The sequence below is a fragment of the Flavobacterium cheonanense genome, from assembly GCF_039539185.1.
Classification (GTDB): domain Bacteria; phylum Bacteroidota; class Bacteroidia; order Flavobacteriales; family Flavobacteriaceae; genus Flavobacterium; species Flavobacterium cheonanense.
In genome coordinates, this window is the sequence record NZ_BAABCT010000016.1 from 1 (window position 1) to 10,909 (window position 10,909).

Here is a 10,909-nt window from a genome sequence, read left to right on the forward strand (position 1 = left end):
CAGGAAAAGGATATGGTGAGTCGCAACTAGTAAACGATTGTGGTTGTGAACCAACAAACCAATCAAGTTGTACTGAAGACCAACACCAAGCCAACAGAAGATCTGAATTTATTATTACTAAATTGTAATAAGGTATATAAATAAAAAAATCCACCAATTGGTGGATTTTTTTATTTTATATGATTTACTGATTAATCTTCAGTTCCTTCTCCAGCTTTTCTGTAAATGAATTTTCCATAAATGTGACGTTTTGCAAAACGATTTGGTGATTCAGAATTTACCATTTTGATGTAAACGTTTTTTGGAACACCAATATATTCGTAAGAAACACCATTAACGTGAGTTACAAAAAGAGTTTGTTTCTCCAAATAATAATCAAGAATATTATGATTATTGATAGTGTCTTGGTATTCAGGAAGGTTTTTTTCAACAGTTTCATTAGAGATACTTACCAAAAAGTGATAAGCATTAATGATGTTTTTACTTTTTTCTTCTGCAGCTAATTTTCCTTCTTCGTCATTTACAAACTTGTCAGGATGCGAATCCTTCATACTGTTTCTATAAATGGTTTTTAATTCTTTTAAAGTTACATTTTTGTCAACTTCAAGTAACTTTCTGTACTCAACAACTCTTTTCATAAATAAATTTTTGCTAAAAAATAAAAGCCACTCTTTTCAGAATGGCTTCTCTTAGTAGCGGGAACAGGACTCGAACCTGTGACCTTCGGGTTATGAGCCCGACGAGCTGCCTACTGCTCTATCCCGCGATGTTTCGAGTGCAAATATACAACGAATATCGATACTCGCAACAAAAAAATTAAAAAAATCTTTTATTTCTACTATTCGCTTGATATAACTACCTTTGCAACAAATTAAAATTAAATAAATGTCGCATAAAGCCGGTTTTGTAAACATTATAGGAAATCCAAACGTTGGAAAATCAACATTAATGAATGCTTTCGTTGGTGAAAGATTGTCAATTATTACTTCAAAAGCTCAAACTACTCGTCATAGAATTCTCGGAATTGTTAATGGTGATGACTTCCAAGTTATACTTTCGGATACACCAGGAATTATTAAACCTGCTTATGAAATGCAAAAATCAATGATGGATTTTGTTAAATCTGCCTTTGAAGATGCCGACGTTTTAATTTATATGGTTGAAATTGGAGAAAAAGAGCTTAAAGACGAAGCCTTTTTTAATAAAATCATTCATGCCAAAATCCCAGTTTTACTTTTACTTAATAAAATAGATAAATCTGATCAAGAGCAGTTAGAAGAGCAAATAGATCTTTGGAAAGAGAAAGTACCAAATGCGGAAATCTATCCAATCTCAGCTTTAGAAAATTTCAATGTAAAAGAAGTTTTTGCAAGAATTTTAGAACTTCTTCCAGAATCTCCAGCATATTATCCTAAAGATGCTTTGACAGACAAACCGGAACGTTTTTTTGTTAACGAAACCATTCGCGAAAAAATCCTTTTAAACTACGATAAAGAAATCCCATACGCTGTAGAAATTGAAACGGAAGAATTTATTGAAGATGATAAAATCATTCGAATTAGATCCGTTATTATGGTAGAACGCGATACCCAAAAAGGTATTATTATCGGACATAAGGGTGCAGCACTAAAGCGTGTCGGAATGCAAGCTCGTGAAGATTTAGAAAAATTCTTCGGAAAACAAATTCATATTGAAATGTTTGTAAAAGTGAATAAAGACTGGAGAAATAGTCAATTTCAATTAAGACGTTTCGGGTATAATCAAAAGTAGTCTTAAATTTTATCTTTCAAAATTCTATTAGTTAATTCTTCAAGTTTGTGCATTTGAGGTTGGCATTTTTTTCTATTAACTCTAGCTTGAAAATACAATGCAAACCAAAAAACTACCATCAATCCCATAATTACAAAGTCAGTAGTAGTAGATTGTTTTAATGTCCAATGTGAATAGGCCATCATCATAAAGACTAAAAAAACACCAGCAATAAAGAAATGAAGGAACATAAAGAAAGTCCAAACAGTTTGGTCTGGTCCAAAAAGTCCTTTTACATGTGTTGTTTTATCTTCGTTTTCTTCTAATTCCAAATGTAAATGCGGAGAATAGTACTTTCGTTTGGCTAAAGTGATGAATAAAAATATATGATGATCTGATATTTTTACTCGATAATCATTTTTTACTTCTTCTTTAATTTTTGTTGCGTGTTCAATAATTTCATTCATTGACATAGAAACATCTTTTTGAAATCGTGGACGAAGCACGATAGTATTATCCAATTCCATTACTTAAATTTTAACATTCAAATTCATTAAAACATAGTTTTTTTAGTATTACTACCATACTAAGGTAAGAAAAAATAAAATTAGTAGTACCTTTGCAGCTTATTTTAAAATCATTATGAATAACATTGTTGCGATAGTAGGAAGACCTAATGTAGGGAAATCAACCCTTTTCAATAGGCTGATACAAAGAAGAGAAGCTATTGTAGATTCAGTTTCTGGTGTAACCAGAGATAGAAACTATGGTAAAAGCGAATGGAACGGAAAAGAGTTTTCCGTAATTGATACTGGTGGATACGTTAGAGGAAGTGACGACGTATTTGAAGGAGAGATTAGAAAACAAGTAGAACTAGCTATTGATGAGGCAGATGTTATCATTTTTGTTGTAGATGTAGAAGAAGGAATTACTCCTATGGATGATGCTGTTGCAAAATTACTTCGTAAGGTTACAAAACCAGTTTTATTAGCTGTAAATAAAGTAGACAATTCCATGCGTGAAAAAGACGCAGTTGAATTCTATAACTTAGGATTAGGTGAATATTTCACATTTGCAAGTATTTCAGGAAGTGGAACAGGTGATTTGTTGGACGCATTGATTGATGCTTTTCCAGTAAAACCAGAACCAACTAAAGAAGAAGTTGTTTTGCCTCGTTTTTGTGTAGTAGGTCGTCCAAATGCTGGAAAATCTAGTTTCATAAATGCATTAATAGGTGAGGATAGATATATTGTAACAGATATTGCAGGAACAACGCGTGATGCAATTGATACAAAGTTTGACCGTTTCGGATTTGAATTCAATCTTGTTGATACAGCCGGAATTAGAAGAAAAACCAAGGTTAAAGAAGATTTAGAATTTTATTCTGTAATGCGCTCAGTTCGTGCAATCGAGCATTCAGATGTATGTATTTTGATAATAGATGCAACACGAGGATTTGAAGGTCAAGATCAAAGTATTTTTTGGTTGGCTGAAAAAAACAGAAAAGGTGTTGTAATTCTTGTAAACAAATGGGATTTGGTAGAAAAAGATACGATGTCAACTCGCGATTATGAGGCCAAAATCCGTGAACAATTACAACCTTTTACCGACGTGCCAATTATTTTCGTATCGGCATTAACAAAACAACGTTTACTGAAAGCATTAGAAGAAACAGTAAAGGTTTACGAAAACAGAGCACAACGTATTTCTACTTCAAAATTCAACGATTATATGTTGAAAATTATAGAAAATCATCCACCACCAGCATTGAAAGGGAAATATGTAAAAATTAAATATTGTATGCAATTGCCAACACCTACTCCTCAGTTTGTGTTTTTTGCCAACTTGCCGCAATATGTAAAAGAAGCATACAAACGTTTCCTTGAAAATAAAATTCGTGAAAACTGGGATTTTTCTGGTGTGCCAATTGACATTTATATAAGAGAGAAATAATTTTTATACTAATAGATTTCCAAAATCTTTTAGGTATTTTTAATAAAAAATGTTAGAAAAAAACATACAAATAGCTGTCGATAAAGGTGAAATGCTTCCGCTTATGGAAGAATTTTATACTATTCAAGGCGAAGGGTTTCACACAGGAACAGCAGCTTATTTCATAAGAATTGGCGGTTGCGATGTAGGTTGTCATTGGTGCGATGTAAAAGAAAGTTGGAATGCAGAACTTCATCCTCCAACAGCAACAGATGTCATTGTAGCTAATGCCAAAAAGTATGCAGATACAGTTGTGATTACAGGAGGAGAACCATTAACTTGGGATATGAATCCGCTTACTCAAAAATTAAGATCACAAGATCTTCGTGTTCATATTGAAACTTCAGGATGCTATCCAGTTACAGGAACTTGGGATTGGTTTTGCCTTTCTCCAAAGAAAAATAAGTTGCCAGTTGAAAGCGCCTATGAAATTGCTAATGAACTTAAAGTAATTATCTACAATAAACACGATTTTATTTTTGCCGAAGAACAAGCTGAAAGAGTTAACCCAAATGCAATTCTTTTTCTTCAACCAGAATGGAGTAAAAAAGATGAAATGACTCCGCTTATTGTAGATTATGTAATGAAAAATCCGAAATGGAGGGTTTCCTTGCAAACGCATAAATATTTAAATATTCCTTAAAAATGAAATGGATTGTACTTTTTTTACTGTTTTCATCAAGTCTTTTTGCTCAAATTGGAGGAGAAGATGAAGTCTATTTGAATGGAGACAGAATAGAAGCTAAATTCAATGGAGGTGGTTTAGATAAATTTTATGATTATATAAACGCAAACTTTAATTTTTCTAAAGTTAGCAAGCCGGGAAGAATGGTCACGGCTTTTACAGTTAATGAACTTGGAGAAATTAAAAATATTAAAGTGGTTCAATTTGTAGATGTTGAGACGGCTGCTGAAATAGTAAGGGTGTTAAAAAATGCTCCAAAATGGAAGCCAGCAACACGCGGTGGAAAACCCATTAGTGTTGAAATAAAGTTTCCATTAGATTTTAAATTTTCAAAGAAAGAGTAAAATTTTTATATAATCTGAATCTTTTTGTAACAATTATTATAATTAAACAACTTATAAATTGTGTAGAATTAATCGAATTTATTTTGGCACAATAATTGAAAATTATATATTTATAAAAAATTTTAAAACCACAAAAAAAATGAAAAAACTTATTTTAACGTTCGCTTTGCTATTAGTAGCTCAATTTGGTTTCTCTCAAGCTGTTGATGAAGCTTTCAAAAAAGATGTATTGAAAGTTGTCGAAAGAAGTGGCTCTGGGCTAGGTTCTTATAAAAAACAAATTTTAGCAAATATTCCTGAAGATAAACAAGCAGCATTTTCAGTTGAATTTGATGGACTAATTACAAAAGCTAATGATTTAACTGCAAAAATTTACATGGAAGAATATTCAAAAGAGGATATTAAAGCAATGTTAGCATTTTATGAAAGTCCAGTAGGAAAAAAAATGTCTGAGAAAGCTCCAGCAATAATGGAAAAATCTCAAGCATCAATGATGGAATTGCAAGGAGAAATTCAATCGATGATGATGAAATATATGCAATAATCAAAATGCAAAAAAACAAGAATCCCATTAGCAATATTGTTAGTGGGATTTTTTATTTTTACGAAAAATATAATTTATGAAATCGGTATTTCTTTTAGATAACAACATTACTTTTTTAAATCATGGTTCTTTTGGAGCTTGTCCCAAACCTGTTTTTGAAGAATTTCAACGATTGCAATTGGAGTTGGAGCAAGAACCGGTGCATTTTATTCAGAAGAAGTTGCCTGTTTATTTAAAAGAAGCCAAAAAACCCTTGGCAAAATTTATAGGTTGTAATGAAGAAGATTTCTTTTTTACACCCAATCCAACTTTTGCTGTTAATACCATAATGAGAAGTTTAAATCTTCAAAAAGGAGATGAAATTCTAACAACCAATCACGAATATGGAGCAATGGACAGAACATGGAATTTCTATTGCAAAAAGTCAGGTGCGAAATATATTCGTCAAGAAATTTCGTTGCCAATTATTTCTAAAGAACAGATTTTAGAGGAATTTTGGAAAGGGTATAATTCTAATACTAAAGTGATTTTCTTGAATCAAGTTTCGAGTTCAACGGCTTTGATTTTTCCAGTGAAAGAAATTTGCGATAAAGCACAACAACTTGGATTAATTACCATTGTTGACGGCGCTCATGTTCCAGGTCACATTGATTTAAACATTTCAGAATTGAATCCAGATTTCTACACAGGAACATTGCATAAATGGATGTTGGCTCCAAAAGGAAGTTCGTTTTTATATGTTAAAAAAGAATTTCAATCCGATATTGATCCATTAGTAGTAAGTTGGGGTTACGAAAGTTTGGCTCCAAGTGATAGTCAATTTCTAGATTATCACGAATATCAAGGTACAAACGACCATTCTGCGTATTTGTGTACACCAAAAGTGATTGAGTTTTTGGAAGAAAATAACTGCAAAGAAAAATCGAAAGATTGCAAAAAAATTGTCTTAGATAATTACAAACGTTTTTGTGATTTGGTCGGAACTCAACCAATATGTCCAATTTCGGAAGAATTTTTAGGTCAAATGGCAAGTATTCCAATAAGAACTGAAAAACCTATGGAGTTGAAAGAGTTGTTGTATTCAAAATATAAAATCCAAATTCCAATTATGCCTTTGAATGATAAGATTTATATGCGTTATTCTATAAATGTATATAATTCTCAGGAAGATTTAGATATTTTATATCGAGCGATTACTGATATTATTGAATCTACCGATTTGATTATTGTTTCCTAACAGGTTTTTTTAACCTGTTAGGTATTTTTTAAATAGTTTATTTAATTTACACGAATTCTCAAATTAAAAAAGTAAGTTCTATTTAGTGAAAATTTTTAGCCAAGATTGGAACGGCATTCTGTCATTTGTTGCCTGAGGTTACTCGAAGGCAACAAATGAAAAGATAATGGAAAGCTGGACACGAGCTTGCGACTGACGAAGTAAACAGCTTCTAAAAAAGACGAGCCAAATAATCAAAATGTTTTCCTTCTTCAATCAATTCGCATTGCAAACCATTAGCGAAAGCAGCATTTTGTAACGTATTATAATCCAAATACAACCATGAAAATGCTTCTTCAGTTTGATTTTTATATGAAATAGTAAATGTTAGTTCGCCGTAATAACCATCTGCAGGAATCCATTTAGAACCATCGTCATCTTCATCAAACATATAAATAATATCTGAAGAATCTATTAAAATTTGACCATTTGGTGCTAGCAAACTTTTTAGTTTTAGCAAGTATTTATAGGTTTCTGCTAATGTTCCGAAAATTCCTGTTCCGTTCATTAATAATAAAATGGTGTCGAATTTTTCGTTTCCCAAATCCAAAATATTTTGAACTTTAGCATTTTTTAAACCACGAAGTTGACACGCTTGAATAGCGTTTTCAGAAATATCGATGGAAGTTACTTCTAGATTTTTGTCATTTTGAAGATACAAACTATGACTTCCAGCACCACAACCTACGTCAAGAACTTTGCCTTTTGAGAGCTGAAGTGCTTTCTTTTCTAATTTTGGCATTTCTTTATAGGAACGAAAAAGATAAGCAACATCCATTTCATCAGCTTCCGATATGTTTGTTTCTGTGATAATGTCTTCAGGCGAATTGTTGGTTTGAAAATCGAGAATCGCTTTTCCGAATAAATCTAACATTTTTGTAAAGTTTCAGGTTTAACGTTTCAAGTTGTTTAACTTTGTGGCTCAACTTGAAACTTTAAACTTGAAACCACAGCTAAACGAACTCGGAAAACTTGCCAAAGATAAGCATAACGAAAACAAAAAGTATTTCGATAAGCTGAAAAAGAAAGCGCCTAAAAACTTGGATTATGTAATGCAAGATTTGCACGATGCCGAATTTAAACGAACCGATTGTTTAGAATGTGCTAATTGTTGCAAAACGACTGGGCCACTATTTACATCTGTAGATATTGAGAGAATTTCAAAGCATTTCAAACAAAAGCCACAACAATTTATAGAGCAATATTTGCGTATTGACGAAGACAAAGATTATGTTTTGAAAAGTGTTCCGTGTACTTTTTTAGAAGCAGATAACAAATGTTTTATCTATGATGTTCGTCCAAAAGCTTGTCGAGAATTTCCGCATACTGATAGAAAAAAGTTCCAACAGATATCTGATTTGACTTTGAAGAATGTTGAAATCTGTCCAGCAGCTTATAATATTGTGGAAAAAATGAAAGAGAAAATAGTTTTGTAGTATTGTTTTTAATCATTTGATGAAACAACTATAATGAAATATATAAATCCTAAAAAGATTATTACCAGTCCTAAAGAATAACAGATTGTACTAAAAGGATGACCTAATTTTGTTGTAAATCCTAATCCTGTTAATAATATTCCAATTATTATTAAACTGATAGATATTAAAACTTTGATTGCTCTTTTTTTCATGTAAAACTTCTATGTTCTATATTCTATTCTCTATTCTCTTTTTTCTAATTATAAATCAAATACTTCTTCCTCATTTCATTAAAATCATTCAATCCTTTCTCCCAAGATTTTCTTATTTCAGTTTCTGATACTCCATCAACTATTTGCTGTTGCAGTTTTTTAGTTCCAGCTAATTTGGTAAAGAAGTCGTTAAAGAATTTAGATTTATCAGATGTCGAATTGTAGGCTTTAATCAACCATTTTAGCTCCAATTGATTTACTTTTGGAATAGAAGTTAAATTTTCACCAAAACACAATTGATTCTTATAAACAGGATCTTTTGCTCCAAAATTTGGAATAGGAGTGAAGCTAAAATCACTTTTTGGTAAAAAAGGCGAACCATAAATTTGAAATTGCATTTCAGTTCCTCTTCCAACACTTACATTCGTTCCTTCAAACAAACACAAACTTGCGTATAAGTTTATAGATTGGTCATTTGGTAAATTAGGAGAAGGTTTCACAGGTAAACTATAGCTCATTTCTCTATTGTAATCAATACAGTGTATAACTTTTAAGTTGCATTGAATTCCATTTTTTAACCATTTTTCACCATTTATCATTCTTCCATATTCGCCAATAGTCATTCCATGAAGCAATGGAATTGGATGCATTCCAACAAAACTAGTGAATTCTTTTTCCAAAATCGGTCCATCAACAATAGTTCCATTAGGATTTGGTCGGTCTAAAATCATTAATTCTGTATTGTTTTCAGCACAAGCTTCCATTATATAATGTAGGGATGATATATAGGTGTAAAATCGTGCTCCAACATCTTGCAAATCAAAAACTATTATATCAATTCCTGCTAATTGTTCAGGTTTTGGTTTTTTGTTATTTCCATAAAGTGAAATTATTGGCAAACCTGTTTTTGTGTCTTTTCCGTCTTTAATTAGTTCACCTGCATCTGCAGTTCCGCGAAATCCGTGCTCCGGAGCAAATATTTTTTGAACGCTAATTTTATTCTCAATAAGAAAATCAACTAAATGAACATTATTTGATAAAATTCCAGTTTGGTTTGTAATCACACCAACTTTTTTGTCTTTTAACAAAGGCAAATAAAAAGAATATCTATCGGCTCCAGTTTTTATTGATGAAATAGTAACTTCTTTTTCAGTATTTCTTCTTGAATTTTCAAAATGTCTATTTAATCCACATGAGGATGATATGGTAAGGTAACCCAAACAAATAATACAAGTCGATAATAAGTATTTCATCATTTTATAATTTAAATTAACTTTGTCTCTTTGTCCTAAAAAGAAATATCTTTGCAACAAAATCAAAACTTTTGAATTTAGAACATTTCATCGCCAAAAGATTAATTACTGCTAAAGACCATAAAAGTAGTATTTCTGCTCCAATAATAAAAATTGCTATAGCTGCTATTGCAATTGGTATTGTTATGATGATTGTTTCAATTGCAACAGGAATAGGTTTACAACAAAAAATACGCCAAAAAGTATCAGCATTTAACGGACACATAATAATTTCTAATTTTAACGGAAATGAGTCCGACGGTAGTATAGAACCTGTTTCTACAAACCAAAAGTTTTATCCAAAGTTCAATGCTGTTGAAGGTATAAATCATATCCAATCAGTTGCAACCAAGTTAGGAATAATTAGAACCGAAACAGATTTTGAAGGAATAACTTTCAAAGGAGTTGGTAAAGACTATAAATGGGAATACTTAGAAGAGTATTTAATTGATGGTAGATTGCCCATACTAAAAAGTAGTTTAAACGAAGAAGTTTTAATTTCACAATATTTAGCCAACAGATTAAAATTGAAATTAAATGATAGTTTCAATACTTTTTTTCTAAACGAAGGAGATAGTAAGTTGCCAAAAAGCAGAAGATTTAAAATTGTAGGCATTTATAATTCAGGCTTTCAAGAATTTGATGCGGCCTATATTATCGGAGATATCCGTCACATTCAACGACTAAATAAATGGAACTCAAATCAAGTGGGTTCGTTTGAGATTTTTGTAGATGATTTCACCAAAATAGACGAAAAAGGCAAGCAAGTTTACAAAGAAATCCCTTCAACACTAAATGCACAAACTATTGTAGAAAAATATTACTATATTTTCGACTGGCTAAAACTATTCGATTTTAATATCATCGTTATTCTTATCATAATGGTAATTGTATCTACTATTAATATGGTAGTGGCATTACTTGTCTTGATATTAGAAAGAACTCAAATGATAGGAATCCTAAAATCACTTGGTTCAGACAATTGTTCAATAAGAAAAATATTTCTATACAATTCGTTATACCTAATACTAAGAGGCTTGTTTTGGGGTAATACTATAGGAATAGGATTATTACTTATTCAGAAGAAATTTGAAATAATTAAACTAAATCCAGAAAGTTACTATGTAAATGTAGCGCCTGTAGAAATTAATTTACTCTATATTCTTGCTCTTAATATAGGTACAGTCCTTGTCTGTTTGTTGGTTTTATTAATACCTTCCTACTTAATTACTAAAATATCTCCTGCCAAAACCATTCGTTTTGATTAATCAGCAGCGAACCATCAGCGCTTTCTTGCGGTCGATATTCCTGCTTTCTGCGTTACAAGGTAACAGCTACAATCAGGGCTAGGTTGTTTTTGTATTGATTAGATGTAGTATTTCAAAAGATGTTTTTAT

General features: G+C 31.4%; 12 protein-coding genes and 1 tRNA gene. 8 read left to right on the plus strand and 5 right to left on the minus strand.

Annotated elements, in window-relative coordinates; all coding sequences use genetic code 11:
* Positions 1-191 precede the first annotated feature (191 nt).
* Positions 192-638 carry a KTSC domain-containing protein gene (locus tag ABD766_RS14720; protein WP_344817401.1) on the minus strand — a complete coding sequence of 149 codons (447 nt, stop codon included), beginning with the start codon at positions 636-638 and terminating at the stop codon, positions 192-194.
* Between the two features lie 55 nt (positions 639-693).
* Positions 694-766 (minus strand) — tRNA-Met (locus ABD766_RS14725).
* Between the two features lie 119 nt (positions 767-885).
* Here ABD766_RS14725 and era point away from each other — a divergent pair.
* Positions 886-1,770, plus strand: a complete 885-nt coding sequence (era, locus tag ABD766_RS14730) for a GTPase Era (RefSeq protein WP_344817402.1) — start codon at positions 886-888, stop codon at positions 1,768-1,770.
* A gap of 2 nt (positions 1,771-1,772) precedes the next feature.
* Here era and ABD766_RS14735 read toward each other — a convergent pair whose 3' ends face one another.
* On the minus strand, positions 1,773-2,276 hold the full coding sequence (locus ABD766_RS14735; protein ID WP_298304243.1) for a hypothetical protein: 504 nt from the start codon (positions 2,274-2,276) through the stop codon (positions 1,773-1,775).
* A gap of 115 nt (positions 2,277-2,391) precedes the next feature.
* Here ABD766_RS14735 and der point away from each other — a divergent pair, with 115 nt between their 5' ends.
* From der to ABD766_RS14760, 5 genes are all read left to right on the plus strand, one after another.
* On the plus strand, positions 2,392-3,702 hold the full coding sequence (gene der, locus ABD766_RS14740; protein ID WP_344817403.1) for a ribosome biogenesis GTPase Der: 1,311 nt from the start codon (positions 2,392-2,394) through the stop codon (positions 3,700-3,702).
* A 49-nt stretch (positions 3,703-3,751) separates the two neighbouring features.
* Positions 3,752-4,384 carry a 7-carboxy-7-deazaguanine synthase QueE gene (locus tag ABD766_RS14745; RefSeq protein WP_344817404.1) on the plus strand — a complete coding sequence of 211 codons (633 nt, stop codon included), beginning with the start codon at positions 3,752-3,754 and terminating at the stop codon, positions 4,382-4,384.
* Between the two features lie 2 nt (positions 4,385-4,386).
* Positions 4,387-4,770, plus strand: coding sequence for an energy transducer TonB (locus ABD766_RS14750; protein ID WP_344817405.1), 384 nt, complete (start codon positions 4,387-4,389; stop codon positions 4,768-4,770).
* A 139-nt stretch (positions 4,771-4,909) separates the two neighbouring features.
* Complete coding sequence (locus ABD766_RS14755; protein ID WP_344817406.1) at positions 4,910-5,314, plus strand: DUF2059 domain-containing protein; 405 nt, start codon at positions 4,910-4,912, stop codon at positions 5,312-5,314.
* A gap of 76 nt (positions 5,315-5,390) precedes the next feature.
* Positions 5,391-6,551 (plus strand): aminotransferase class V-fold PLP-dependent enzyme, encoded by a 1,161-nt coding sequence (locus tag ABD766_RS14760; protein WP_344817407.1) that lies wholly within the window; start codon positions 5,391-5,393, stop codon positions 6,549-6,551.
* A gap of 211 nt (positions 6,552-6,762) precedes the next feature.
* Here the strand turns inward: ABD766_RS14760 and ABD766_RS14765 are convergent, their stop codons facing one another.
* The gene (locus tag ABD766_RS14765; RefSeq protein WP_344817408.1) at positions 6,763-7,464 is read right to left on the minus strand and encodes a class I SAM-dependent methyltransferase; all 702 of its coding nucleotides are present in this window, start codon (positions 7,462-7,464) and stop codon (positions 6,763-6,765) included.
* Between the two features lie 67 nt (positions 7,465-7,531).
* Here ABD766_RS14765 and ABD766_RS14770 point away from each other — a divergent pair, with 67 nt between their 5' ends.
* The gene (locus ABD766_RS14770) at positions 7,532-8,026 is read left to right on the plus strand and encodes a YkgJ family cysteine cluster protein (protein WP_344817409.1); all 495 of its coding nucleotides are present in this window, start codon (positions 7,532-7,534) and stop codon (positions 8,024-8,026) included.
* Between the two features lie 238 nt (positions 8,027-8,264).
* Here the strand turns inward: ABD766_RS14770 and ABD766_RS14775 are convergent, their stop codons facing one another.
* The gene (locus tag ABD766_RS14775) at positions 8,265-9,473 is read right to left on the minus strand and encodes an exo-beta-N-acetylmuramidase NamZ family protein (protein WP_425556590.1); all 1,209 of its coding nucleotides are present in this window, start codon (positions 9,471-9,473) and stop codon (positions 8,265-8,267) included.
* 71 nt (positions 9,474-9,544) lie between these two features.
* Between ABD766_RS14775 and ABD766_RS14780 the strand changes: the two genes are divergently transcribed.
* On the plus strand, positions 9,545-10,780 hold the full coding sequence (locus tag ABD766_RS14780) for an ABC transporter permease (RefSeq protein WP_344817411.1): 1,236 nt from the start codon (positions 9,545-9,547) through the stop codon (positions 10,778-10,780).
* Positions 10,781-10,909: the final 129 nt, after the last annotated feature.

Excerpts from the sequence above, each read along its gene's own strand:
- ABD766_RS14750 (WP_344817405.1), top strand. The coding sequence starts at position 4,387 with ATGAAATGGATTGTACTTTTTTTACTGTTTTCATCAAGTCTTTTTGCT.
- era (WP_344817402.1), top strand. The coding sequence starts at position 886 with ATGTCGCATAAAGCCGGTTTTGTAAACATTATAGGAAATCCAAACGTT.
- ABD766_RS14760 (WP_344817407.1), top strand. The coding sequence starts at position 5,391 with ATGAAATCGGTATTTCTTTTAGATAACAACATTACTTTTTTAAATCAT.
- ABD766_RS14755 (WP_344817406.1), top strand. The coding sequence starts at position 4,910 with ATGAAAAAACTTATTTTAACGTTCGCTTTGCTATTAGTAGCTCAATTT.
- ABD766_RS14745 (WP_344817404.1), top strand. The coding sequence starts at position 3,752 with ATGTTAGAAAAAAACATACAAATAGCTGTCGATAAAGGTGAAATGCTT.
- der (WP_344817403.1), top strand. The coding sequence starts at position 2,392 with ATGAATAACATTGTTGCGATAGTAGGAAGACCTAATGTAGGGAAATCA.
- ABD766_RS14720 (WP_344817401.1), bottom strand. The coding sequence starts at position 638 with ATGAAAAGAGTTGTTGAGTACAGAAAGTTACTTGAAGTTGACAAAAAT.
- ABD766_RS14765 (WP_344817408.1), bottom strand. The coding sequence starts at position 7,464 with ATGTTAGATTTATTCGGAAAAGCGATTCTCGATTTTCAAACCAACAAT.
- ABD766_RS14775 (WP_425556590.1), bottom strand. The coding sequence starts at position 9,473 with ATGAAATACTTATTATCGACTTGTATTATTTGTTTGGGTTACCTTACC.
- ABD766_RS14735 (WP_298304243.1), bottom strand. The coding sequence starts at position 2,276 with ATGGAATTGGATAATACTATCGTGCTTCGTCCACGATTTCAAAAAGAT.